The organism is Flectobacillus rivi (genome assembly GCF_030056655.1).
Lineage (GTDB): Bacteria > Bacteroidota > Bacteroidia > Cytophagales > Spirosomataceae > Flectobacillus > Flectobacillus rivi.
In genome coordinates this window covers 1-26,383 of record NZ_JASHIE010000023.1, presented here as the reverse complement: position 1 = coordinate 26,383, position 26,383 = coordinate 1, and the positions used below count along the sequence as shown (strand labels likewise).

17 protein-coding genes are annotated in these 26,383 nt (G+C 37.2%); 1 reads left to right on the top strand and 16 read right to left on the bottom strand.

Annotated features, from left to right (window positions below):
- Window positions 1–35: 35 nt before the first annotated feature.
- The 15 genes from QM481_RS24955 to QM481_RS23885 form a co-directional block, all read right to left on the bottom strand.
- Window positions 36–371, bottom strand: coding sequence for a DUF6660 family protein (locus QM481_RS24955; RefSeq protein ID WP_374760925.1), 336 nt, complete (start codon window positions 369–371; stop codon window positions 36–38).
- A 421-nt stretch (window positions 372–792) separates the two neighbouring features.
- Window positions 793–1,176, bottom strand: a complete 384-nt coding sequence (locus QM481_RS23950; RefSeq protein WP_283383652.1) for a nuclear transport factor 2 family protein — start codon at window positions 1,174–1,176, stop codon at window positions 793–795.
- Window positions 1,177–1,212: 36 nt separating this feature from the next.
- A complete protein-coding gene (locus QM481_RS23945; protein ID WP_283383651.1) occupies window positions 1,213–2,070 on the bottom strand; it encodes an SDR family oxidoreductase in 858 nt (285 codons plus the stop codon).
- A gap of 362 nt (window positions 2,071–2,432) precedes the next feature.
- Entirely contained in the window at window positions 2,433–3,437 is a 1,005-nt protein-coding gene (locus QM481_RS23940) for a VOC family protein (protein WP_283383650.1), read from the bottom strand.
- A gap of 120 nt (window positions 3,438–3,557) precedes the next feature.
- Complete coding sequence (locus QM481_RS23935; protein WP_283383649.1) at window positions 3,558–4,151, bottom strand: Crp/Fnr family transcriptional regulator; 594 nt, start codon at window positions 4,149–4,151, stop codon at window positions 3,558–3,560.
- Between the two features lie 644 nt (window positions 4,152–4,795).
- The gene (locus QM481_RS23930) at window positions 4,796–5,881 is read right to left on the bottom strand and encodes a Fic family protein (protein WP_283383648.1); all 1,086 of its coding nucleotides are present in this window, start codon (window positions 5,879–5,881) and stop codon (window positions 4,796–4,798) included.
- Window positions 5,882–6,378: 497 nt separating this feature from the next.
- Entirely contained in the window at window positions 6,379–8,778 is a 2,400-nt protein-coding gene (locus tag QM481_RS23925; RefSeq protein ID WP_283383647.1) for a glycoside hydrolase family 127 protein, read from the bottom strand.
- 320 nt (window positions 8,779–9,098) lie between these two features.
- A complete protein-coding gene (locus QM481_RS23920; protein ID WP_283383646.1) occupies window positions 9,099–10,703 on the bottom strand; it encodes a RagB/SusD family nutrient uptake outer membrane protein in 1,605 nt (534 codons plus the stop codon).
- An 11-nt stretch (window positions 10,704–10,714) separates the two neighbouring features.
- A complete protein-coding gene (locus QM481_RS23915; protein ID WP_283383645.1) occupies window positions 10,715–14,005 on the bottom strand; it encodes a SusC/RagA family TonB-linked outer membrane protein in 3,291 nt (1,096 codons plus the stop codon).
- Between the two features lie 280 nt (window positions 14,006–14,285).
- Window positions 14,286–15,398: a FecR family protein gene (locus tag QM481_RS23910; RefSeq protein WP_283383644.1), complete on the bottom strand. Its 1,113-nt coding sequence runs from the start codon at window positions 15,396–15,398 to the stop codon at window positions 14,286–14,288.
- A gap of 143 nt (window positions 15,399–15,541) precedes the next feature.
- Window positions 15,542–16,144 (bottom strand): RNA polymerase sigma factor, encoded by a 603-nt coding sequence (locus QM481_RS23905; RefSeq protein ID WP_283383643.1) that lies wholly within the window; start codon window positions 16,142–16,144, stop codon window positions 15,542–15,544.
- A 198-nt stretch (window positions 16,145–16,342) separates the two neighbouring features.
- Window positions 16,343–17,683, bottom strand: coding sequence for a DUF6055 domain-containing protein (locus QM481_RS23900; protein ID WP_283383642.1), 1,341 nt, complete (start codon window positions 17,681–17,683; stop codon window positions 16,343–16,345).
- A 387-nt stretch (window positions 17,684–18,070) separates the two neighbouring features.
- The gene (locus tag QM481_RS23895) at window positions 18,071–20,401 is read right to left on the bottom strand and encodes an alpha-L-arabinofuranosidase family protein (RefSeq protein WP_283383641.1); all 2,331 of its coding nucleotides are present in this window, start codon (window positions 20,399–20,401) and stop codon (window positions 18,071–18,073) included.
- A 44-nt stretch (window positions 20,402–20,445) separates the two neighbouring features.
- Window positions 20,446–22,821 carry a glycoside hydrolase family 127 protein gene (locus QM481_RS23890; RefSeq protein ID WP_283383640.1) on the bottom strand — a complete coding sequence of 792 codons (2,376 nt, stop codon included), beginning with the start codon at window positions 22,819–22,821 and terminating at the stop codon, window positions 20,446–20,448.
- 3 nt (window positions 22,822–22,824) lie between these two features.
- Window positions 22,825–25,080, bottom strand: a complete 2,256-nt coding sequence (locus QM481_RS23885) for a S9 family peptidase (RefSeq protein WP_283383639.1) — start codon at window positions 25,078–25,080, stop codon at window positions 22,825–22,827.
- A gap of 297 nt (window positions 25,081–25,377) precedes the next feature.
- Here QM481_RS23885 and QM481_RS23880 point away from each other — a divergent pair, with 297 nt between their 5' ends.
- A complete protein-coding gene (locus QM481_RS23880) occupies window positions 25,378–25,686 on the top strand; it encodes an AraC family ligand binding domain-containing protein (protein WP_283383638.1) in 309 nt (102 codons plus the stop codon).
- 565 nt (window positions 25,687–26,251) lie between these two features.
- Here the strand turns inward: QM481_RS23880 and QM481_RS24950 are convergent.
- Window positions 26,252–26,383 (bottom strand): integrase core domain-containing protein (locus QM481_RS24950; protein ID WP_374760926.1); only part of this gene is annotated, 132 nt, incomplete at its 5' end.

Below are 26,383 nucleotides of genomic sequence, written 5' to 3'. Positions count from 1 at the left end.
GCTCGAAATCTCCGTACTACAAATTGTCAAATGAGTTAAATCTTGGGCGGTTGCCAGATATTTCCGTAGAAATGAGAAGTAAATGAATTTATATAAGAGAAATTGGTTTTATCCAAACAGTTACAAAGCACGGATTGTGCGTCATAAAAATTAATTTTTGCTTCAAAAACAAAGCTCCCACAACAGCCACAAACGCAAAAGGGAGAACATAAATCACAAGATTCTTCTTGGTGAGAATGCGTGCTATGAGAATTATTATCATAAATATATGATGTAGCACCAACCGATGATACATTTTCGTCCTTATCAGTACACGGTAGACATGATAGGGCGAAAACATAAAATGCAAGTATGATGTTCAATAATCTCATGGTACAAAATTAGATAAAAAACCAATGCAACAGGGTTTCAACTCACAAAAGAGATTTTTTTTAGCATAGAATCTATTTTATGATGCAGTGTTTTATTAACGCTAAAAACCTCTTTTAGTTGGCTTACTATGCTGATTTTTAGATTGAATAAATACGCACTAGTTAGAATATTTCATTGTTTGGTGTAAGTTATTAGGCAATAATTAAATTTATTTTCCCTGTTTTAGTCTACGGCTTAAATCATATCAATACAATTTTATTTTGCATTTATACTTATAACTATTTGATCATTGAGTCATACTAATGAGCTACTATACTTTATGTATCTTGAAATATAAAGTATAGTAGCTACAATATTGAAAATAATAATTCTCTAGTATTTGTAATGTTGTGTGGCAAAGCTAAAAGGGCATTAGCAAAATTACCCTTTAATCTTCGTCACAGCTATCATATCCATACCTTCACGAATTAACTTTATTTTACCATTCTCTGCCACAAGTCTACCCATATAAAGTTGTTTGTATGGTTTACCATCAAACAGTGTATCGACCTCATATTCAGCAAACACTTGCTCTGGCGTATCTATTAATAATTGAATATTTATAAAATGAAAGCCTGGAGCTTGTTTGAGTAATCCTGTCAACATTTTTTCTATCGCATCATTTCCCTTTGTACGGTAATTGCCATTCAGGGATTTCAAATATGGTAATTCTATGGCTCCATCTTCAGCAAATAATCGAGCAACATCTTTCGGAGTTTGAATTTTTTCTAAATACTCATAGAGCAATTCTTTAGCGGTTTTCATATTTGTAGTAATGTTTAGTATTTTAGATCACAATTATTATGCACTGTATTTAGCTTGCCATTTGGCTTTTATTTCAGCTCTAGCACGAATGAATTCTACATCTGTTCCTTCGGCAATCGCATCCAATGGGAAACGTAATGGGCGAGTACCTTCTTTCAATTGGATAAGCTCTAAAATGCCATCTGAAATCGTTTGTGGATTCATGTTGTAAGTTGCCATTTTACCAAACAGATTAGCTCCTAGGGCATTAAAATGCTCTGTGGCAATCGGATCATATTCCTTTGCAATAGCTTGTTTATCTGCGTGAACCCCTGCTTTTACGCCTGAATTCATCTCGGTTGGATATACCCCCGGTTGTATGGATACGTTTTCGATATTGAACTGTTTTAGCTCATCTTGTAAGCCTTCCGTGATGGTTTCCACGCCAAATTTTGAGGCAAAGTAAGGAATCATAAATGGTAATGTATGCCCACTAGCCCCTGTTGTAATATTGATAATCAAACCATTCTTTTCTTTACGCATTGAAGGTAAAACGGCTTGGTACATACGTATTACACCATAAAAATTCACCTCGAACATTTGACGTATTTGATCGATGCTATAAGCTTCTAATAGCCCAAAACCTGCTACTGCTGCATTATTAACTAATACATCAATTTTTCCATGTTTTGCCAAAATTGCATTTATCGCCTGCTTTACAGATTCATCCTGTGTTACGTCGATATCAACAACCTCAATATTGGAAATTAAGCTCAGCTCTTTTGCTACAGCCTCATTTTTTCCTTTTGTGCCACGCATTCCTGCAATCACAGTATAGCCAGCATTTGCTAATGTAATCGAAGTAAGTTTTCCAAAGCCTGTACTTGTTCCGGTAATTAAAACTGTCTTGTTCATCTTGATTAATGTTTAATTGTTGTTTGATGATACAAAGTTGCAAAGCAGAGGGTCTAGTTTTCGTTGATAAAAACTTGAAAAAAAAGCAAACAAATGTCAATGGTTTAGCATTTTTAGTGTTGCCTAAAGGGTATTGTAGGACAATAAAATATGAGTCATCCCGAATTTTTAGGATTGGGATTATTCTCCACGTTTTTATCAAAAAAGCGGTCGAAAAACATTTTTCGACCGCTTTTTTGATGCTACTATGCTATATATAACCTGACTTAAGACGCAATCATTGCGTCTCTACTACGAGATTACAAATTTTTATATAATCGCTAAATTCGGGATGGCTCATGAGAGATGAGGCTTTCTATGAACTAATTTACAAACACATAAAGTTGTTGTATTTTACCATTTTGAATCACAAATAAATCCATTCCAGAAACTGCGTTAGGTCGAGTTGTTGAACCTACTTGCCAGAATAATCGGGCAATATTATGATGCGTTTCTAGCTTTATAGTACGAAATCTATAGTCTGGATTCTTCTGTTGTAGACTATTAACAAATTCATTAATCTCATTATAACCAGTCGCAACAAAATGACGATCCACCATCTCTATATTCGGGGCATATACTTGATTCATTAACACATTACGTTTAGACAGATTTTTTTCGTTCCAAATCGCTAGATGTTGCTTAATTAAGGTCTGCGTTTCATGGGCTGATGGAAGATTGGAATCTGAGCTTCGAGACTTTATTTCATTATTCTTAGGAGACCAAAGAATCGCCTTAGGATGGTGCTTTTCATATCCTTTCCCATTCGGATACGACACCAACTCCATTTTTGAACCCCAAGGTGTTTCAAAGTACACCCAGCTTTCACCTTCAGTATCTCCGGAGGGCATCAGAAATGGATCTCCTAAAACTTTTACTCCCTTACTTTTTAAATAAGCAACTCCAGCCGTAATGTCATTTGTATAAAATGCTATATGAGTCGCACCAATATCATCGCCGCCTGGTTGTTGCTGATTTCCCTGATTATTTTGATACTCAAACAACTCAATGTTTGCTCCAGTACCAGCTAAAATCATCTTTATCGTGACTGCCCCTGTCCCTAACTGCATATAGTTATTCTTTTTCCAGTTGTCATCTAATGAAACAGGACCTAATTGTGTAACGGGCGTAAACTTTAGCACATCTGTAAAAAAAGCTACCGCCTTTTCTAAATTTGGCACATTGATACCCACATGGTCTATGCCGATAATACCTACATTTTGCTGTTGTGAAAAGGCATTGTGATAAAGTCCTGAGACAAAGAGAATACCTAATGTTAGGGAAGTTCTAATAAGGTTATTTACCTTTTGCTTGAATGTTGTGTTCATCGTTATGAAAAGTTAATTGTGATTTGATGATACAAAATTGCAAAAGGTAATTGCCGTTTTTCGTTGACAAAAACTTGAAAAAAAAGCAAACAAATATCAAGTAAATAGACTATCAGCCTATTATTTTTTAGCAGAATTCCTTCTTATTCTTGTCAATGTTTCAGGAGTAATGCCTATGTAAGATGCTATCATGTGTTGGGGAATACGATTGGCTATCAAAGGAAACTTTGTGAGAAAATATTCATATTTTTCCTCGGCTGATAAGCTAATATTTGCGTTTATTCTACTTTGAGAAACGATAAAACTTCTTTGCAGAATCGTGTTAACAAGGTTATTCAATTGTGGAATATTTTGACATAAGTTGTCAAAATTATTCTTTTCGATTAAGATGATTTCAGAGTCCTCAATGGCATCAATATTATACTTTGACGGCGAGGCATTCATCAAACTTTCACGATCACCAGTCCAATAATTTTCTGGCGAAAAATTCATAATATGTTCTTGACCTTTATCATCTACTGTAAAAGTTTTTAGAAAACCTTTACATACAAAAGCATTATATTTCCAAGTATCACCTTCCTGCAACAGATATTGCCTTCGACGAAGTTTCTTCTGTATTGCCACCGCTCGTATCATTTCAATTTCGACATCAGAAAGGGTAATACTTGCATGAAGGTATTTTATAAAACTATCAAAAATTGTACTTTCTAACATGAATCATTGTTTGGTTGTATGAGAAACACCTAATTTAAATCTCGAATAAATTTGGTTTAGCGATGATAATTTCACTACAAATGTACAGGGTTTGCCCACACTTAGAAGAAAATAAGGCTCTAATTGTTGTCTTACTTCACAAAAGTAATAAGTATCTAAGACAGTCTATCCTAAGGATGATTGTATCGCTCAATGTAGATATTTTGCATTGGTTTTCCTTGATGAATATTTGAAATACTATGTCATCAGGCTCCACTTCTCTGCTAGTTTTGTGTATATATACTTAGGGTTAATATCCTCTGTATCACGCTATTTGATTTTCTTGAATTCGCTAGCTTTCATGCCACCATAGCGTTGATACCATTTTCTATAACGATGATGTCTAAGGACTTACCAGAATCAAATTCCTTGAGAACATTCGAAACATCATTGCTAGAAAATACAACGTCAGCAATTGACTTTTTACAAGCTGAAATGGGAAGATGACATCAATAATTGCCAGTGATAAGGAAGACATTTCATCATATTTTGCGACACGAACACATAAAGTTGAAAAGGGTTTATATGTTCGTGTCGTCCGTTTTTAATCTAACTCTATTTCGTAAATAGTCTTAAATCGCATAACAAAAGTTTAATGATGACGATTATTTGTCTTCTAATATTTTCAGTAGTTTTTGGTTTAAATATAATTTTTCTTTTCCCACTTTTACTGATTTCAAAAAACCGTTTTCCTCTAATGTCATTAAGTAATTACCAACAGTTTTGGGATTTCCGATATTTTCATCAATCAAGTGTTGACGTTTTGTGTAAGGTAAACGGAACAAAATCTCAATCAGGTCTTTTGAGTAAATCTTGGGCAGTTTGTTTTTGATTTCGTCTGCTGTACTTTCCATACAGCTTGTGATTTTGGTTATTTGCTCTAAACCTCTAATGGAAGTTACTTCTATCATATCCAACATATATAAAATATAGTTTTCCCAATCATCATTTTCGGTCACGTTACGCAAACTTGCATAGTACGATGCTTTATTTTTGATGATATAATCACTCAAATAAATTGCGGGAATGTCAAGTAAGCCTGAGAGTTTGAGATACAATAATAATAAAATTCGCCCCGTCCTGCCATTGCCATCTGAAAATGGGTGAATTGCTTCAAACTGATAATGCATGATTGCCATTTTTATCAGCGGATCAATCACGTCATCTTCGTTGATGAACTTCTCTAAGTTTGATAACTTTTCTCGAATGATAGATTCTCCACTTGGTGGTGTAAAAATTACTTCTCCTTGCGGATTACTTAATGTGGTTCCCGGGGTGTTTCGAATGGAAGCTGTATTTTGTTTTACACATTGAACAATTTTTATACAAAGATTTGTCGTGATAAAAGGCTTCGTCTTTAACTCTTCCAATCCTAGCCAGAGAGCTTCTTTATAACTTAATACTTCTTTGGTTGCCGAATTCTCAGTCTTTTTGTCTGCAATTAAAGATTGGTATAGTTCATCGTTAGTTGTTATGATATTTTCAACTTCAGAACTGGCTTTTGCTTCTTGTAAATATATCGTGTCTAAAAACAACGTAGGATTAGGCAGGTTCAAGAGGGTTCCGTTTAATTGGGCTAATGCCCTACCAGCGGAAATTGTTTTTTTCAGGATAGTTTTAGTTTCAATATCTACCTTTGGAGGTAACAATGGTAGGTCATTGTACGGTATTTTGCGGTCGAAATTCCCCATGTCATCAATGATATTTTTACTCTCGTTTTGAATACAAGAGTAAAAATACGAACAATTTACTCTTGTTTAATACATAAGGGTAATTTTTACTCTCGTTCGTTGTGGAACTATCATAATATTTATGACTGGTTGCTTTTAAGATGAATCCTAAAATATCCTCTGTACATCTTTACCTAAAAAATGGGGAATTTCGATGTATTTTGAGCAGGTTTTTACTCTGTAGTTTCCTAGACTCATACTATACTTTCCAACTCTACCGCAACTGGGACGAAAATTTTTGACGAGTGCGAGAGGAGTAATTAAAAGTCTTATTTGATGTGATTTTCTTGACTTTTGCTTGTATAGATCAAAACAAAAAAAGCTTACTTTAGAATCTGAGCGATCAGTCAGCGTGCGATTCAAAAATAAACAAGGATATGCTCCTTTTAGAACATATCCTTGCGTTGATTTTAAGTCATCAGGAAATGGAATTCTTTTAAATAACCTCCTTCTCAAGGCTATTCAACAATCCATTCATAAATACCTGCAGCATTTTTTTCGGCTAATTTTACTTCAAGTTTAATGGCTGTGGTTACTACTGGCTTAAAACGAACTTCGTTGGCTGTTCCTTTTTCAACCCCGTAACTTGTGGTTGTTTCTACAGGTTTCCATTCTCCAGCTTTGTCTTTGTAATACACAGTCCAGTTTTCAGGCACTTTACAACCGCCCCACGGCTTATCATCAAACCAATAAACGGTAGTGCTGCTTACTGTTTTTTCGGAATCAAACTCATACGTAAGCCATTCCTTTGAACCTTCTTTTGGCCACCAATGATAATAAGGAATGGTACGGTCGTTGGCATCTTTGGGTAACAAACCATCGCTGATAGCCTTGATATTTTTGGCATTGTGAGACGCTCCAATTTTACTTTCAGATGCAACTGTCGGAGGCATGGCAGGACGTACAACGCCCAAATCGGTCGATAACCATACCGCCATGTCGCCACTTCCACGGTGCGCCCAAGCATAATAAGGTATCAGTTTGAGCTTTACCTCTTTTGTAATCAACTTACCATCACCTGCGTAGCTCAATGCTTGAGCTTGTGTCTGAATTGAGTTAATACCGTAAAGCAAATCTTGATTTTCTTGTACTTCAAAGGATGATTTTTTATTAAAAATCACACTAAAAATATTGAAATCATTATCTGCCCATTCAGCGCAATAGACAATAGGACCACGCTCGATAGCTACCTTGCCGCGGTCAGCTTCAACAACTTCATTGGCTTTTACCATACGTGGCTGCATATCGAAATGTACTTCTACTTGGTCACCCTTTTTCCAGATACGATTTATGCTAAAATACCCTTTTTCGAGTGTACTAGTAACTACTTCACCATTTACTTTAATGGCATAACTCAATGCCTTTTTGTCGGCATAACTATACAAATTACTGGCTGCAACACTTCCTTGTACCCAACCTGGCACACGAAGTTTTAGGGTAAACTCTTGTTGTTTGGCAGGCGATACTTCCAAATTAATATCGCCTTTCCATGGATAACCCGTACTTTGTTTGAGTTGTACGGTTTTGCCATCGACACTAATGGCAGCACTATTTGCCATAAATAAGTTAACATACAAATCATTATCGCGAACAGCATACACATAACCCGGAACTGAGGGAATAAAACGACAGATATTAGATGGGCAACATGCACAACCAAACCAAGGCTGACGTTGGTGTTGTCCGACAGACTCAAGTGGATTAGGGTAAAAGAACCCACCGCCGTCTAAGGATACACCAGAAATTAGCCCATTATAAAGTGAGCGCTCTAGAACATCATAATATTTGGCATCGCCGTGGAGCAAGAACAAACGATGATTTAAATACACATTGCCAATCGCCGCACAGGTTTCGCAATATGCCGACATATTTGGTAATTCGTGGTTGTGACCAAATGCTTCGCCGTGATTTGTAGCACCGATACCGCCTGTAATGTATAGTTTTTTGCTAACAATATTATCCCAAATTCGGTCGATTGCTTCGATATACCCTTTGTCGCCAGTAAGCGCTGCCACGTCTGCCATACCAGAGTACATATAAGCTGCACGAACCGCGTGCCCAACGGCCTCATCTTGCTCTAAAACAGGTTTATGCGATTGGCTGTATTCTTCTTTCACCAAGGTATGCCCTCTTTTGTCTAACAACAACTTAGCTAGATTGAGATAGTTGATATTGCCCGTAACAAGATATAATTTAGACAAAGCCATTTCAGCAATCTGGTGACCTGACACTACCATCATTTGCCCCGGTTTGTCCCCTACTTCACGTACCGCACAGTCGGCATATTTGATAGCTATATCCAAAAAGTTTCTTTTGCCTGTAGCCTGATAATGAGCAATAGCCCCCTCAATCATGTGTCCGAGGTTATACAATTCATGGCTTAAATCTTCTTCCTTTTCCCAACGTTTTGAGCCCGCCCATTCATGAGGATGTTTGGGATTCATGGTGCGAAATGTGTAAAGATAGCCATCAGGCTCTTGGGCTTTTGCAACAATCGCCAATACGCTATCGATGTATTTATCTAACTTTTTGTTGGGATAGGTTTGCATTAAATAACTAGCCCCTTCGATGGTTTTATACACATCCGTATCGTCGAAGGTAAAGCCCTCTACTTTATTAAACTCGCTAGGCTTGGCGGCCATCTGAAAATTTTTGTAACGACCCGTTTCTTCACATTTACTAAATGCCAAAGGAATGGTTACTTCACGGCTAGCTTTGAGGCGTTGCCCCCAAAAAGCATCCGTCACTTTCACAGAAGTGAATGGCACAGGTGCAATAGGATACCCTGCGTTTTTCTTTTTTTGCCCTTGCACAACCAAACTACAAAGTACGAGCAAACCTATTAATAACTTATGCATAATAAAACTGTTGAATGTGAATATTACTCTTATTAATTAACTGTCAATCTAACACTTGAAATCATTTAAGTTTGGGGAAAGAATCATATATCAAAAATGGAAAGCTATCTCTCTTCGGAGACACAACTTTCCATTTTAGGCTTTGATAATCAATGTTATATCTTGAAAAATATCAGATTGATTATTTAGCTTTCGGCTTTCAGGTATGGGCATTCGGCAAAACATATCTATCGTTACTAAAAAATATTTTAACACTCTTTGCCTTGTGCCTGTTGCCTAGTGCCTCAACACATAACTTAAATCTTATTTTGCACGATTACTCAATTATAGCCAGGGTTTTGCTTTAAGTTTTTATTGGCATTCATCTGGCTTTGTGGTATCGGAAACAAGGCTCTAAATGCCCCGTTTGGTTTGTGCGAGAACCATGATTTTGTGGTATACACTCCAAAACGGATTAAATCTTGCTTTCTGTGGTGTTCGCCTACAAATTCCCAAGCTAACTCATCAAGCATTCCTCCGTATTTAATGTCAGCGCCACCTTCAAGTTTGGTGATTTTTCCATAAGAATATTCGCCATATTTATAGGCACTTCCACCTGCCAACTTAGCGCCAGTTACTGTAGCTTTTGTTGGGTTGGTTTTGAAAGCTCTAGCACGAACTTGACTTACAAGAGCAGCAGCTTCATCGGCTTTTCCTGTTCTCAACAAGCACTCAGCTTTAATCATCAAGGCATCAGCGTAGCGATAAAAAGGTACATCGTTTGAAGTATTCGAGATATTTTTCTCTCCGATTTCATATTTTACCATTCTATAACCTTCATTATACTCCGTACCATCCACTTCTGACATATAATTGATGTATTCGAACTGCTTGCCATTGTCCATAATTGGGGCACCTGCCTTCGTGTATTGTGGACCACCTAACCATGAATCTTTCAAACGACTATCTCCTGGCTCATAGGTATCGATAAATTGAGGAATACCACCACTACCTCCCCATGGAGAACCTTCTAAGTTGAACGTACTTTGACTCAAACCATACAAGGTTTTGTAAGGATAATAAGAAGCGCCTTTTCCTCCAGGATGTTTGTTATCAAACGGAATAGAGAATATTTCTTCTGGGTTTGCCTCATTTGCAATAGCAAAAGCATCCAAATAGTTAGGATTTAAGCTAAACTTATTGCTATTAATAATATCATTTACTTCGCTCAACGCTTCAGTCCATTTTGGTGTACCAATATACACTTCAGAGTTAAGATAAAGTTTTGCAAGCGTCATTTTGGCTGCCCATTTAGTTACTCTTCCGTAGGTAGCCACCGAATTATCATCTTTTAAAGAAGGAATAGATTCTTTTAATTCTTTTTCAATAAAAGCATAAACTTCTTGATTTGTGTTCTGAGTAGGCAAGAAACCCTCAGGATGCTCGAATATGGTATCGATAGGTACATTTCTGAAATTATCGTACAATAAATAGTAATAAATGGCACGTAAAGCTCTTAATTCATTAATGTAAATTTCAGGTTTGTCAATCCCCTTGAGGTTTTCAATTTGATAAATAGCTTTATTGACATAGTTAACTCCCGTATAACACTGATACCAAAGACCTTCAGCGTGTTCGAGGGTAGTTCCCCAAGTATGTTTGTGCATAGTAATATACAAATCACCCCAACCGATGCCGTTTCTGAAAGGTGTTACAATCAAATCGGAGGATTCTTCATAGACATCAAATAGACCGTTCCATCCCCAATATACGTCTCTCAATTGAGCAAATGAAGGAGCCATAATACTTGACAAATCAGAGGCTGACAAAATGGTTTTTTCAGCTACGACTTTATCATAAACCGTTTCATCTAAGTTTGTACACCCAGCCAATAATAACCCAGTGCAGATAGAAGTTACTCGAAAGAATTTAGTTATATTTTTCATCGTTAGTTCTCTTAAAAGTTAACATTAACGCCCAAAGTAAATGTTCTTACCGTCGGATATTTATCACGGTTGTCGAAGCCTGGTGTTCTCAAATCGTTCACAGCGATTTCAGGATCTATTCCTTTGTATTTGGTAAAAGTTGCCAGATTGGTTCCAGATACAAATAGTCTCATTGACTTGATAAAAGGAATTTTCTTGGTATTCAGGTTATAGCCAATGCTTGCATTATCGATTTTTACATAATCTCCGTCCTCAATGTAATAGCTCACGTAAGTTTGCGAATAATTCAGCTTGGTTTTACCATAAATTTTATCCTGTGCCGTGGTCAACATATTATAGTTGATATTCGGATTTTCGTAGAACATACGTTGACCGTTAAGGATTTGGAAACCAAACGCTCCATTAAATTGGACGCTAATGTCAAAGTTCTTGTATTTGATATAGTTAGTCCACCCTGCTCTAAAACTTGGAATACCATTACCCAGATATTGCTTACTTTTATCATCACCGTACAAATCAGGTGTTAATGTTTTTCTTGTACCGTCTGCTGTTTCAATAATCCATTTGCCATCATCGGTGATGTCAACAGATTTGAGTCCCCAAAAATTACCGATAGGTTGTCCTACTTCGAGGCGGTGTGTCGAGAAAGAAATAGGGTCTCCAGCATCACCTACATTTAAGAAGTCTCCTTCAATTTTGTATAAATCGTTTGAAAGGCTAAGTAATTTGTTCTGATTATGCGAAAATGTTAGACTTGTATTCCACTCAAAAGAGTTAGTTCTTACAGGGCTACCATTCAAGAGAATTTCAATCCCCTTATTTTCCATTTTACCCACGTTTGCCAAAGTTGTTCCATACAAGTTTGGTGGTTGTGGCACGCTATATTCCCAAAGCATATCTTTGGTTTGTTTATTGTACAAATCGATGCTACCATTGATTCGGTTTTTCAAGAAAGAGAAATCTATCCCTATGTTTACCTCCTGAGATTTTTCCCAACGTAAATCTGGGTTTGGGTTACTCGCTGCCACTAAGCCTTTAACCCATTTACCATTATCATAAAAATCGCCCTCATACTTCAGCAAAGTTTGTGACAAGTAAGAACCTCCAACGATTACCCCTGTTTCGCCATAACCCGCACGTAACTTCAAGTTGTTAACTCCTCTAACGTTTTTCATAAAAGGCTCGTTGCTGATGGTCCAACCAGCCGACACCGCAGGGAAAAGTCCCCATTTGTTGTTATTCCCAAATTTTGAAGAACCTTCATTTCTGATACTTGCTAATAGATGGAATCGGTTATCAAAACCATAACTAGCTCTTCCAAAGAAGCCAATCAATTTATCATCGCTTTTTGAAGAACCCATTGAAGCCGTTCCATCTTTCAAAGCATTACCTGCACCGATATTGTTGTAAGTGAAAGCATCTGTAGGAAAATCATAATTGTAGATAAATGATCCGTCTGCCACATTGTATTGATAGCTATAACCACCTAACACGCTAAAGTCATGTTTACCAATGGCTTTACTATATCTTGAAGTGGCTTCTAAGATGTCTGAACTATTTTTGCTGTTTGATACCGTTGCTACCCCATTTTTACCCCCGTAAACGTTCGAGATATTCTTTTTGGTTTCGTAAGAACCGTTGAAGGAAGTATTCTTAAGCGAAGAAACAGTCAAGGTACTTACCCAACCAGGCAACAACGTAAGGGTTAGTCCTCCCGTGATTCTTGTGTAAGCCGATTCTCCCATTTGATCCGTTTCGACGATACTTGCCAAAGGGTTAGAATATTGGAAACGACGCGTTTGAGTCCAATCTCCATTATCATCTTTAGGGCGAGCTGTTGGGTTTCTAATCAATGCTTGTCGGTAAATATTGCCATCAAATGCACCTGTTTGATAAGTACCTCTAACGATATTGAAATTGAATTTGAGTTTATCGTTAAACATATAATGATTCATATCAAATGAAATTTTTAGCTCCTTATTGTAAGAATCTAAAAATACCCCTTGCTGGTCTCCATAGTTAATATTGGCAACATAATTAGACTTAGCCGAACCTCCTTTGAAGTTCAAGTTATGATTGGCAATTAGGGCTTTTCTCGAAATTTCGGATAACCAGTCTGTAGCATATCCTTCGTCCACAAAGGGCATTTTTACATTATTGGCAAGCAAGCTTCTTAATCCGCTAGCATTTAAAAAGTCCGCTTTCTTTGCAAAGCTTGAAGTAGCGATATTAAAGGAATAAGAAAGCGTATTGGGCATATCTTTTTCCGCCGACTTAGTGGTAATCAAGATTACACCATTGGCGCCACGTGTACCATAAATCGCAGAAGCTGAGGCATCTTTCAAAACGTCGACAGAAGCAATATCATTGGGAGCCACACTGTCAAATGAGCCTGGCACACCATTAATCAAAATCAAAGGTGCTGAACTTCCTTGAAGCGAAGCAATCCCACGTAAGGAAACTGAAGGACCAGCAAGTGGGTCGCCTGAACCATTGGAAATACTCAAGCCTGCGATTTTTCCTTTAATTAATTCTGAGGCATCTCTTACAACCCCTTGGTTAAAATCTTTTGCTTTGACCGTTGCCGTAGCAGTGGTAATCTCAGATTTTTTTTGTGTACCATAACCAATCACAACTACTTCGCCCAACTGCAAATTGTCTTCTACCAATGAGACATTGATTACTTTCTGAGTTCCAACGGGTACACGTGTAGAAACATAACCAATCATAGAAAATAAAAGGGTAGATTGACCATTCCTTACACTTATCGTGTATTTTCCATCGGCATTAGAAACTGTACCATTGTTTGTGCCTTCCTCGCGTATAGTGACACTCGGTATTGGTTCTCCAGAGGCATTTTTGATGATACCAGTGATTTCCCATGCCAACGGTGCTAACTGTTCGCTCGTATTTGAGCTCTGTTGTTTTTCAATTTCCTTGTCAGACGAGGTCAATAAGATTTTCTTGTTACTAACCTCATAGTTGATTTTTAGGGGAGATAAAAGTCTATCCAAAACACTCGAAAGCTTCTCGTTTTTGGCTAGAAATGATACTCTTCTTCTCACCTGAATAATTTCTGAACTATACATAAATTTTACCGAGGTCAATTGTTCAACCTCCGATAAAATCGACTTAATATCTTGATTTTCAATATGCAATGACACTTGCCGATTGAGAATCTCTTGAGCATTTGATTTACGAGCAAAGCCTATACTCGTAAACAATATTACCATGCCAATTTGAACCAATGTCAGCCTCATAATTCTTAACAGAAAGCTTTGTAAGTCTATCTTTTTTTTCATAATTTTGAATGTTTTGTACAATTTTTCGAACACTTTTGGACAAAATAATCCCTTCAGGTTTATGCCAAACCCTAGCGTTTATAATGTTTGTTGAAGGGAAGCAAATTAAAGTCTATCGTGGGGCAAACACTTTAGGCTTTAATTTTTTGAAAGGAAATCGAGTACATTATGTTTTCATATTTTAGGTTTTAAAGTGTTAAGAGTGATTGGTTTTAATTGAAATACAATATGTTATTTAAAGGTACTTTGTATGTAATTTGAATTATTAATTCATGGTCTGCTAATTACAGCTTTTCACATTCATAATCACCTGTCCATCAATCATTTCAAACTTTGCGTGAATAAGTTTACAAATGATATTGAGCTTTTCTAATAATGGCTCATTCGACAACTCTGCGGTAATGGTACAATTGGCAATTTGATGTTGATCTACCACGATATTTATACCGTAGGCTTGTTCGATTTTTTTCAAAACAGCTGATAAAGGCGTATCCTCAAAAACAAAATCATCTTCTTGGGTCAGCACATCGATGATATTTGGATTTTCGACAATTGTCTTTTGAAACTGCGCCGTTTCTTTTTGATATTCTACTTGCTGATTTGCAGTTATGATTACTCCACCAATGGCAGAGTTAGAGGTTGTTTTTACTTTGTACCAATCACCTTTCGCAAATACGGATACTTTCCCTGTTTTTACCAAAACCTGCATTTTAGCATCATTTTTAAAAGCTTTAATGGTAAAACTTGTTCCTAAAACCTTTACAACCAACTCATTAAAATGAACAATAAAGGGTTTGTCTGGATTTCTGACAACATCAAAAAATGCTTGACCTGTTAGATTGACCTCTCTAATATCACCATCAAACGTTTTTGAATAAGCCACCGAACTGTTTGGTTCGAGTAATACCTTTGAGCTATCTGGCAATACAATTTCAATCGTAGAATGGGTATTATTTGTTCTTTGAATATTATCTCCAGTCGCTGTAGCATTTGAAAGTACTGATAGTAATTCGTCGGAAGATGGGTTATTTCTATTCAAATAGAAAAATGCCAAGCCCAAAACCAATACAATAGATGCCGCAACACCTGATATTTTTATCCAATTAAACTTTTTTACTTCTCCCCCTTCCTCCGTTGAGTTTTGTCTATTTTCTGCTGCTTTGCGAAAAGCATCTATTTTTTCTTCTAAATCTGTTTCTGCAATAGTTGGTAACCCTTGTTGAATATGCTGTAAATATAGCTTTGCAATCTGGGCCTCCCTGTTGAGCATTGGATTTTGTTCAAGCCAAATGTATAAATCATGCGAAATAGGTGGCTTTTTGTTGAATATCCATGCTCTAAATGCTTGATCATTTACAAAATCTATCGCTTTAAATTCATTGTAATTATTCATAAATAATCAAATATGTAGGGATTATTAAGTCTGATGAACGTGCTTTTACTGAGATTAGCAAAAAATGGGGGGCAGATACTCGATTTTTTTAAGAAAATGTTAAATAATTTTTAAAAAAATAATAATCAGGATTAAATACCTGACTATGAGGAAAATAACTTAAAGAGAACGAGATAGGCAAACCAACTTTTTTTAAGAATACCAATGGCTTGCTGGAGTAAATTAGATACAGATTGCTTATTGATGTCCATAACAGCCGAAATTTCTTCGTGGCTCAGGCTCTCATAATACTTTAAGTGCAATGCTTCTTTCTGTCTTTTTGTTAAAAGCCCAAAATACTGATTCAATTTGGCGATTATTTCTTTTTCCGAATCTTCGTCCAAAATAGCATGTTCGATAGTTTTCAAATCTGCAAAAATGTCTTCTTCTTGCTCCTTTATGCCAATCATCAGGTTGTTTTTATGGATGGCTTTATTCAGGTTGATTCTGAAGGCTTTGAAAAGGTAATTTTTCACCGATTCAGGATTTGAAATAAAAGCGCGACGATCCAACAATTCTAAAAACAAATCATGCAAGATATCCTCAATTAGCATTTTGTTTTTCGTAAACTTGGTTCCATACTGCAACAAAGACATATAATATCGCCTCATTAATTCGCTTAATGAATCGATATCTCCATCTTTGTAATTTTGCCACAACACAAAGTCTGGAATAGGTTCCTCATTCTGATGTTTTTTGATTTGCATAAAGTACTACTATTCTTTACAAAATGCGTTTTACGGTATTGTTAGGTATTCACAAACAAATCTATCCAAATATTTCATAAAAAGAGAATTTTAAACAGGTTTACACGCTCCTATCAATTTTTTCATTTTTTAAGTAAGCAGTGTGAATAGAGCCATTCTCTTGAATGTCATATCCACACTTTGCTTACCGTATATAGATTACTTGTAGGCTGTATTGGTAAACTTTATCTCGTAAGGCCATTCTTCATCATTGGCAGGATTATCGTCCCAAGGATGTCTCGAATGTGCTTGGGGTGCTCCCGAAACTACCAGCCATAAATTGGTACAGTTGTCAGGACACGTAAAAGAAAGTTCTTGTGTTGGGTTCTTATCTTGCTGTACGTTTGCTTTCATCATTTTGCTGTACACGCGTGTTCCGTCTTTTAATAAGGCTACAAACCCAAATCGCCAGCCTCCTACAGGTTTGTTAATCGTAGTATAATTTGCTTCGCCTGCCAACCCTTTAAATTGAACCTTAACCTTCGTTTTTGTGGTGGGCGCTTCAAGTTTTATGCTATTGTAACCGTAGTTTTGTAGGCACTCAGTGGTATCTATTCGCCAAGAACCATCTACTAGGTTCATTTTTGTTTGCTTTCTTGTATCTATAAAAGCGGCTCCATCCTTTTTAATCGCAGGCAAATCCCATGTGGTAAGTCTAACAGCCTGTTCATATATTTCGTCATTAAACTTCTCTTGAGAAAGCTGAAAGAGCCTTTTGTAAGTTTCGACTGGGTCTTCGGGTTTGGTAGACTCTCGCCAAATTTTGCCAATTGCATCAAGTCTTCTTTTGAATGCCCAATAATCTTGGATAAAGAAATTAGAATATCGAGGGTCTTCGTGCAGGATATGTTTGTAGGTACTTTTGGTATAATACTTAAAGTCTCTGTCATTAAACTTTTCCTCAGGATATACCTTGAATGCCATCCATTGAGCACATTGCTCCCAAAAGCCATTGCCTCCGTCGCCATTCACACCCAATCCATAGCGAAATCCTCCTTTGGTATCGCAACCAGTAATGTATTGAAAACAATGCCCTATTTCGTGGGCAACCACCGTTTTGATATTGGCAGCCGCAGGATTTACATGCAAAGAACCCACTTTATCGTCTTGTCCAGAACCATAAGCTGCCCATTCGGTAGAATGCAATAAGAAAATCATCAATTTATACTTATCAGTAACCGATGTGCCTTTTGAAACAAATTGTAAAGAATCTATATAATAGGTATAGCATTTTTCGGCATTTGCCATAAGTTGCTCAATATCAACCTTGTAAACACCCGTTGCAGTAGATGGGTCAGCGCCGAATCCAGCTTCCCAAAATATAATGATATTATCGGATTGTTTGCTCCGAGAATAGCTCCATTGACTAGCAGGATCGTTTAAATCCATTTTTGCTTCAGTAATAAAAGTTGGAATATATACTGCTTTCTGAGCCAAGAGTTTATTGTTATTCAGGAACAGCAATAAAGCACTGGCAAAAGTTATAAATAGTTTATGCATAATGCGTTAAGTTTTAGAGATAAACAGCCCTATAAAATGTTTCGTAATGAAGTGTAACCTGCACAGGATATTGCTAATCCACTAAACGAATGACTATTTCATTACATTTGTCATCTATTTTTTTGGTTAGAATGACTTTCCCAAAGAAGAATTACCGTCGGTAATGGCAAGTTCAAATAGGTTATTTGTGCCAAAAGCTTGATAAAGTTTTTGGTTCTTGCCAACTTTTAAAACCAAAGCTGAGCTTTCATTTCGATACAAATCAAAGGGCTTTTTTGTGCCTATATCGACGAAAATATAAACAGGAGTATCAATAAAAATATCTTGCTCATTTTCTTAAAAACCAATTGCCTGCCTTGAGTCATAAAAACCCAAGGCAGGCAAAAATTAAAGTGCAAACTTGTAAACAGCGGCACTTTCTTTCGGAACGATGAGTGTATTGTTTATAAGAGATACTTTTTCTTCGTGGATGCTAATGTTATTTTTAGCGTCTTTGTTGTTGTAAATCATATCATTAGCTCCCGAAACTGTAAAGCGTGTACCTTCAGCAGCTACCTTTCCTTGCTTGAAGGCCAACTTCAAAGGATAAACTTGGTGCGTAGCATTGATTACCGACACCGTAAGGTATTTGCCATCTTCGGTAAGCGTTGCAGCTACGTCTAAAGGCTGTGGTGAACCTTCGATTGTCACGGGAATTGTGCCAAACTCGTTGCGGTAAAGCTTTAAAACAAGCCCTGTACCTTCGAGCCAAGCGTCGGTTTTGGTGGTTTTGATAGCACCAATAACATTAACTGTTTGGGCATAATTTGCCATGTAGTAAATATCCGATTGGCGGGTAAATTCGTTTAGGCCAGCCGCAATACCCAAGGCATCACGTAGGTAGAATTTAGTACCCAACAATCCGTAGTCGTGTGGGCCATACCAATAATTCCATTCGTCTAAAGCAATTTTGACATTTTTGCCTTTCAATTGGGTTATTTCTTTTCTGCATCTGCGGTGTTCGTCGGCTACTTCTCTAATGGCATCAGCTATTTGCTTTACGTGCGTCAAAAGACCTCCTGCGTGCCAGTCTTGGCGATAAAAATGTTCGCTGATAAAAGTCATATTGTCGCTTGTGTGCGTGTACATCATATCATTCCATTTTCCTACTGCACCAACGGCAACCAATTCGATAGAGGGGTCAACTTTCCACATGGCTTTTGCTACTTCGTTGTGTTTGACAACATACTTTTCGATAGGCATATAACCCAATTGCCAATCGCCAAACATTTCGTTTCCTACCGCCCAAAGTTTGATTTTATAAGGTTCTGTGTGTCCGTTTTCGGCTCTCCATTTTCCCATTTTAGTGTTGATACCTCCATTGAAATACTCCACTTCTTCGGCCGCCATTTCGGCTGTACCCAAGCCCGTGTTTACGGCAATGTAGGCTTCGGTATTGAGTAATTTACACAAATTCATAAACTCATGAATACCCACATCGTTGTATTCCAGGCCATTCCAAGCTCTTTCGTATTTAGTTGGGCGTTTGTCTGCGTCGCCAATGCCATCTTTCCAGTCGTAGCCCGAAACAAAGTTTCCGCCGGGCCATCTGTAAATGGGCGAATTGAGTTCTTTCATCAATTGTAATACATCTTTTCTATAGCCTTGTACGTTGTCGTCGGGCATTAAAGATGCTGCGGCAAGAGTCACTTTTCCTTCGCCTGTAAAAGTAATTTCTAAGGTAGCATTGTTTGTATTGGCTTTAGACGTAAGCGTAAAAGGAATTTTCTGGAATGGTTCTGCAGGAACATCAAAGCTTTTTTCCGAACGTTCCGTTTCTGTCACCAAAGCAACTGTTACTTTTTTAACCGTTTTATCAGCACTGAAAACTAATCTTCCTTCATAATTTTTGTTAGCAAAAACCGCTAAATTTTCTTGCGAAAGGACTAAGTTTTTGCCTGAAAACGACAACACGGGCAAGGCTCTTTTAGCAAAACTATGGCTCTTATCTTGGGTAATGGTTGTGGTATCAATATTAACTTTCCAAGGCGATTTTTTACCATTGGGCGTATAGTAAAACTTCCTATCTTCGAGCATTTCGGCCCAAATACCGCCATAGATACATTTGCCCATGTGCTCGATAAACTGTCCATATAAATAAGGCGACATAGGCTCTTTTTTCTGTGTCATATTCAATACGACACTTGGTTTAAGAACCTTGGCACTCAATTCTTTGATAAAAAAGTTGTCGAAATAGACACTTCCTTTGGCTGTTCCATTTTTTCCAAGTAAACATTCCAACAATACGCTGTCGTCACCACCCGAATAAAACTTCATTTCTACATACGTCCATGCCGTAGAGCCTTTAAAGATACGGTCGTTGCTAAAAGCAAAATTGCCCAATCTAAAGCCCGCACCAGCGTTGGCATTTTCACCTATTACGTTTTCTGTTTTGATGTATCCTGTAATAAGATAAGTGGCATAAGGCTTGATATTGATTTTTTTATACCAACGATTGACACCTAATGTATCAGCCTTGATAAGCAAGGTTTGGGTATTGAAACGACTCGAAGGAGCATCCGAATAATTTTCTTTTTTGCTCCAATACTCTTTTTCCCATCCATTCTTTTTAACATCACCACCTTTTGGTGTCGATAATGCTATTTGTTGAGCTTGTAAAGTGCCTATGTTGAGGAGAAGCAACAAGGCAGAAAATATATTTTTCAGGTAATTTTTCATGACAATTGTTTTCTAACGGCTACATCAATAATTTCGATAAGGGCTTATTTTTCTTTCACGATGCGAACACCATAAATAGGTCCTACCTGATTATTGGGAATAGCCTGAAGTTTTACCACTACAGATTTCTTTCCTTGTGTAAGTTCTTTTGGAATAGTGTAATTGATGTCGTAAAACTGACTCAACTTATACTTGTTGACATCAACTTCTGCCACTTTCTGACCATCCACCAACACATGAAATATTCTCCCACGGTTATCCATTCCCCAATATGTCAAAATGAGATTATTCGTAAGGTTTTCGTCTACCTTTAAAGTAAATGAGATATAGCCTCCGTTATCCGCCGTTGTGTATTTGCGCGTGTGGTCTTCGCCCGATCGGAGATTTTCACCTGTAAGGTTATGGTCTCTTTCGGGTTGCATTTCGCCAATTCTTAGCACATCAACTGTTCTGTCGGCCAACAACTTAGCTTGTAGTTTTTCTTCTTGATATACCTTTTGTTGTACAGTCCATTTCTCAGGCGTAAATACATCCCAGTAAACACTGTAGTAATCGTCCGTAAATTCGTAGAATGGTTTGAAATTTACATCATTGGGTTTACCCGTATTACTGCTTGTAAAGGTAAGATTATCAAGATTTTTCACTTTAATCCATTTATCGGCGGTGGCGGCACTGGTTACAAAAACTGGTGTTCCGTTGGTAGGGTCTGGCTCACTTTTTCCTAAATCGCCAGCCAAGGCAATTGGTCCATAAAAGAACGTCATACGGTTTTGATTATCAGGTAACGACATGGCATGAATACCCATAGGCAACGAAATTTGTATGTTGTCATTATTCTTCCATTCTTTCGTCAAAACGATATAACCTTCTTCGTTGACAGCTACATTTTTTTCAATTTTATTATTGATTTTAACGATAAAATTGCCTTTTAACCAATACGGTTTACGTACTTTGATAGCAAAATTTTGGCTTTTTTCTGTATTGATTGTTAAGGTAAATGATTCTGATTTAGGCATTTGTGTATCTAAGGAAACTTTCAGGTTTTTCTCTTGCCAAGTCAGTTCAGAAGGAATAAACAAGTTTACATACAAACTACCATCAACGCCTTTATTATAAATACCTTGGGTATATTTTACATGACTTTCCAACGTTGTGCCAACGCAACAAGTGAAGGTATTGAACTGGTCGCTAAATTCTTTTTTCGTACCCATACGCAAAGGCATAAAATAACATGACATACCATCTTTGCGGTTTTGCGAAGCTAAAATATGGTTGTACAAGGCTCTTTCGTAATAATCCATATAATTGGCTTTGGGCTGTACCGTAAATAAATGCTCGGTTAATTTGAGCATATTATAAGTGGCACAGGTTTCCATCGTATTGTCGGTTAAGGCATGATTTAACTGGTCATTTCTGCCAAAATACTCGTAATTTCCATTACCGCCAGGTGCATACGTATGATGATTAATGACAATATCCCATAGGAAATCAGCAGCGGTAAAGTCCTTTTTATTGCCTGTAAGTTCGTAGCGTCTTATCGAGCCAATCACTTTAGGAATATTGGTATTGGAGTGTTTGCCTTGTAAAGCATTTACTTTTACTTCTAAAGAATCCATCAAAAAATTATCATGGAATCGCTCCGATAAATCAAGGTATTTTTTCTCACCTGTAAGTGCATACGTATTAACCAAAGCCTCAGCCATGCCACCATATTCGCAACGAAGCATTTTTTGAACTTGGTCATAATTCAATCCCTTCAATACGTTGTCGGTCCAATCTGCCATGCCTTTTTCCACACGAAGAGCTTCGTCGCTATTGCAATAAAGATTAGCATCTAACAAACCTGCCATTACCTTATGAATGGTGTACCAAGGAGCCCAACCGCCGTTGAGACCAAAGCCTCCCGTTTGGATATTTCCTAACATAACTTTATAAAAAATGACATCCTCATTCGGAATCGCCCCCACATAGCCTGTGCCTCTGGCTTTTTGGCATTCAGCCAATTCTTTGACGATATAATTTACTCTGTCTAAAAAAAACTTATCTTTCGTACCAGCGTAATACATCGAGCAAGCTGACAAATAATGTCCCAAAGTATGTCCAGCCAAACCGTCATTTTCCCAACCGCCATACTTTTCACCTTTGGCTTTCAGACCAGCGTTAGTTCTAAACTGCGATAGTAACCTGTCGGGGTCGATTTCTTTGAGGTATTTTACATCCGCCTCCATAGCTTTGGCGAAAATGCTTTCTTTTAGCGTTACATCGCCGATGTTAAAGGCGTGTGCCTTTACGGGAACTGCCAAGTTTACCTTCATTTTGGTAGCACTCAGAGATGTTTCGGGCACATAGTTTTGGGCAATCCCAACGGTTGCAAAAGCAGTCAGTACACCTGTTGTTATAATTTTTTTGAAGTTCTTCATATCTTATTTGTAAATTTTATCCCACGTCGGAGGCGTTACCCCTAATAAATGTTGTACAAAATAATCCTTACGCTTGCGTTCGCCGAATTCCCCTCCTGCTGAGTGACCCATACCCGGAATGGTCACTAATTCAAAGTTTTTGTTCGCCTTAATCAACGCATTGGCAAATTGCATGGTAGATGCAGGATCTACGTTATCATCTACTTCACCCAGAATTAGCATAAGATGCCCCTTCAACTGTGCAGCATTGACTACATTCGAACTGGCTTCATAATGAGGTCCTATTGGATATCCCATCCAAAGCTCATTCCACCACATTTTATCCATGCGGTTGTCATGACACCCACATGAAGAAACAGCCACTTGATAAAAGTCAGAGTTGAAAACCAAGGCTGCACCAGCATTTTGCCCTCCTGCTGATGTTCCATGAATTCCTACTTTGGTGGCGTCGATGTAAGGGTATTTTGCTGCGGCTGCTTGTATCCATAATTTCCGATCAGGGAAACCTGCATCTTTCAAGTTTTTCCAACAAACATCATGGAAAGCTTTTGAACGATTGGATGTACCCATGCCGTCAATTTGAACCACAATAAAGCCTAATTCAGCCAAAGCCGACATTCCCCAGAAATTTGGTTGAAATGATTTTGGAACAAACGAATCATGTGGACCAGCGTAAATGTATTCGATAACTGGATAGCTACGTTTAGGGTCAAATGACGTAGGACGAACAATCACACCCCAAATATCGGTCTTACCGTCTCTGCCTTTTGCCGCAAAAACTTCAGGCATATTCCATCCCGTTTGTTTCAAATCAGTAATATCTGCCTGTTGTAAAACAATGTTTACTTTAGCATCTTTTACGCTTTTGAATAGTGTAACAGGCGGTAAATCCACTCTTGAATATTGATCAATATAACTTTGATAATCAGGAGAAAAAGTCAAGGTATGGTTGCCATTTTCAGTAGTGAGACGTTTAAAATTTTTACCATCAAAGTCAATGCTGCAATAGTGAATCAGATATGGGTCTTGATCGCTGTCTAAGCCACTAGCTGTAAAGTAAATTTGACGTAGCTTTTCATCTACTTTTATCACTTTTCGTACTGGCCAAAGCCCCTTTGTAATCTGAGTCTTTACTTTCCCCGTTTTGGCGTCATATAGATACAAATGGTTCCAGCCATCACGCTCAGATGTCCAGATAATCTCTTGGCTATTTTTCACATCGTATCTGTATTTCTTGGCGCTGTATTCTATGAAGGTTGGACTCGTTTCTTCAACCAACGCCTTTACTTTTCCGTCATTGGCATTGACTTCTAGAACTCTGTAAACTTGGTGGCCTCTTTGATTATATTCAAAAGTAAATCCGCTGTTGTCGTCTTTCCACTCAAATCTTCCCAAAAAATATTGCTCTTGAAAAAGCTCTGTTGAGATGGCAATGTGTTTTTTGGTAGCAATCGTAAACAATTGTGGACTTTTGAAAGGCAGCTGGTCGCCAGGTTTGAGGTAATCACGGCTTTGCAATTTGGGTTGTAGTTGGTCAGTTGGACTTGATTCAACAAAGTAAATTTTATGGTCTTCCCCATTTCTTACTTTGTACGCCATTATTTGTTGGCTATTGGGCGACCATTGCAAATAGGATGAATAGTAAAAGCCTTTCGACCCATCATAACTCAACTGAATCTCTTCTTTTGTTTTACGATTTCTAACAAACAAATTATCATTTTTGATAAACGCCGTATAACTTGAATCGGGAGAAACTACAGGTTTGTTGCTTCTTTCATCAAAAAAGTTTCCCCAGTAATTATTGTTCAGCAATGATTTAGCTTGGCTTGGATTAATTTTGGTAAATTGGTAAGACGTTAAATTGCAGACAATCTTTTGATTTTCAGCAACAAATGTCAAAATCGAAAAATCCTTGTTGAATTCTAAACTGTCGAGAGAAAGCTGATAAGGAGACACTTCTTTTCCGAGCACTTTACTTAGCGAAGTAGCCAATCGGCTGTGGTCAAATGCAAGATGTTGCTTTTGTTGTTGAGTATCAAATACCCAATATTCCTTGCCTTTAGCAATCGGATTGATATACCAGAAGTAGTCGTTTCCGACCCATCGAAAAACCTTGGGAGTGTTATAAATTTTATTCTTGAATAAAGAATCAATAGCAATTGATTTCTTATACTCAGCCAACGTTCCTTGGGCAAACGAATGCATAATACCCAAAAAAAGTGTCAGAATGACACAAATTGTTTTGTGTAACTTTTTCATAGTGAAAAGTGCTAGTTATGATATACAAGATTAGGGGCGTGCGTAGAAAGGTTGGTGCATAATACCAAGCAAGCGTGCATCTTAGTGTTATCAAATGCCTATAAGTCTATCATCATGTGGTAATGAAAAAATAACATAAGGGCAAATTATGCTATAAAGACTTATAAAATTTTGATTTGTTCAGAAACAAATTTAGTAAAAATTTGAGCCCAACCATTTGCTATAATTAACCGTTAATGGGACTATATTACCCTTTATCTCCTAATTTTTTTAATAAATAGTTAATATTTGCCTAAAATGGAGGTTTTACCCTTTAAACTTCCCAAATCGGAGAAAGATGCCCTCATCTACCAAGAAGACACAGGTGTGGCTTTCTATGAACAGTTGCACCAACACGAAGAAATGCAAATCAGCTATATCGTAAAAGGTTTAGGGACATTAATTGTGGGTGATAATATCAGTGTTTTCAACGAGAATGATATTCTTGTGATTGGCGAAAATCTCCCGCATGTGTTCCGTACAGACTACGACTTGTCGACAAATGCAGAAATGCTCACGTTATTTTTCACAAAAACATCTTTTGGGAAGGATTTTTCAACTGAATGATTTGAATATCATTGATGATTTTTTTGAAAAGCAGAGTATGGTATGAAGGTGCTGTCGCAGTAAGAGGAAATAGCCATTTATTTTAAGAGTCTAAATATTGCTCAAATTTCTTAACAAATAAACTTAATGCTTTGTATTCATCTGTGCTATAATAATTTATAAGATTATACCAAGAGGCAGATAATTTACCCCACTTATTCTGGTTAAATAGCCAGTCTTCAAAATTTAAAAGTAATTCCCAATTTATAGTCGTTTCTGGGCTTTTAATGTACCATCCTGTTAAGAATGAAACCTAACAGAAAATATTATTTTTACCAATATATGTAGGTGTTCTTACTTTTAATAGATCTATTAATTCTAGTAAATTATCTATGTTTCTATTTTCATTTAAACTATTTATCGAATTATATTTCTTGTGATAAGAAAGTATATAAAATTCACTAAATAGCTAAAAAATTTACTTAAAGCAGTCTTTTTGTCGGCTTCCCATTTTTAGTACAGTTTAAAAATATACATAATCTGATTGTTTTGATTATGTATTTAACCCTTCTTGGGCTTCGTTCCGCTACGCTACACTCAGCCCAAGAAGGGTGTTCTGTTTTTTCATTCTATAATCTACTGGGCTCATACCACCCAAAGAGACATGTGGACGAACGAAATTATAATCCCTCATCCATAGATCTGTTTCTTGGCGTAC

What these genes read in the sequence shown, in the direction of transcription:
- QM481_RS23885 (WP_283383639.1), bottom strand. Translation starts at nt 25,080, where the DNA reads ATGAAAAAGTTACACAAAACAATTTGTGTCATTCTGACACTTTTTTTG.
- QM481_RS23915 (WP_283383645.1), bottom strand. Translation starts at nt 14,005, where the DNA reads ATGAAAAAAAAGATAGACTTACAAAGCTTTCTGTTAAGAATTATGAGG.
- QM481_RS24955 (WP_374760925.1), bottom strand. Translation starts at nt 371, where the DNA reads ATGAGATTATTGAACATCATACTTGCATTTTATGTTTTCGCCCTATCA.
- QM481_RS23920 (WP_283383646.1), bottom strand. Translation starts at nt 10,703, where the DNA reads ATGAAAAATATAACTAAATTCTTTCGAGTAACTTCTATCTGCACTGGG.
- QM481_RS23910 (WP_283383644.1), bottom strand. Translation starts at nt 15,398, where the DNA reads ATGAATAATTACAATGAATTTAAAGCGATAGATTTTGTAAATGATCAA.
- QM481_RS23935 (WP_283383649.1), bottom strand. Translation starts at nt 4,151, where the DNA reads ATGTTAGAAAGTACAATTTTTGATAGTTTTATAAAATACCTTCATGCA.
- QM481_RS23940 (WP_283383650.1), bottom strand. Translation starts at nt 3,437, where the DNA reads ATGAACACAACATTCAAGCAAAAGGTAAATAACCTTATTAGAACTTCC.
- QM481_RS23890 (WP_283383640.1), bottom strand. Translation starts at nt 22,821, where the DNA reads ATGAAGAACTTCAAAAAAATTATAACAACAGGTGTACTGACTGCTTTT.
- QM481_RS23905 (WP_283383643.1), bottom strand. Translation starts at nt 16,144, where the DNA reads ATGCAAATCAAAAAACATCAGAATGAGGAACCTATTCCAGACTTTGTG.
- QM481_RS23945 (WP_283383651.1), bottom strand. Translation starts at nt 2,070, where the DNA reads ATGAACAAGACAGTTTTAATTACCGGAACAAGTACAGGCTTTGGAAAA.
- QM481_RS23950 (WP_283383652.1), bottom strand. Translation starts at nt 1,176, where the DNA reads ATGAAAACCGCTAAAGAATTGCTCTATGAGTATTTAGAAAAAATTCAA.
- QM481_RS23925 (WP_283383647.1), bottom strand. Translation starts at nt 8,778, where the DNA reads ATGCATAAGTTATTAATAGGTTTGCTCGTACTTTGTAGTTTGGTTGTG.
- QM481_RS23880 (WP_283383638.1), top strand. Translation starts at nt 25,378, where the DNA reads ATGGAGGTTTTACCCTTTAAACTTCCCAAATCGGAGAAAGATGCCCTC.
- QM481_RS23900 (WP_283383642.1), bottom strand. Translation starts at nt 17,683, where the DNA reads ATGCATAAACTATTTATAACTTTTGCCAGTGCTTTATTGCTGTTCCTG.
- QM481_RS23930 (WP_283383648.1), bottom strand. Translation starts at nt 5,881, where the DNA reads ATGGGGAATTTCGACCGCAAAATACCGTACAATGACCTACCATTGTTA.
- QM481_RS23895 (WP_283383641.1), bottom strand. Translation starts at nt 20,401, where the DNA reads ATGAAAAATTACCTGAAAAATATATTTTCTGCCTTGTTGCTTCTCCTC.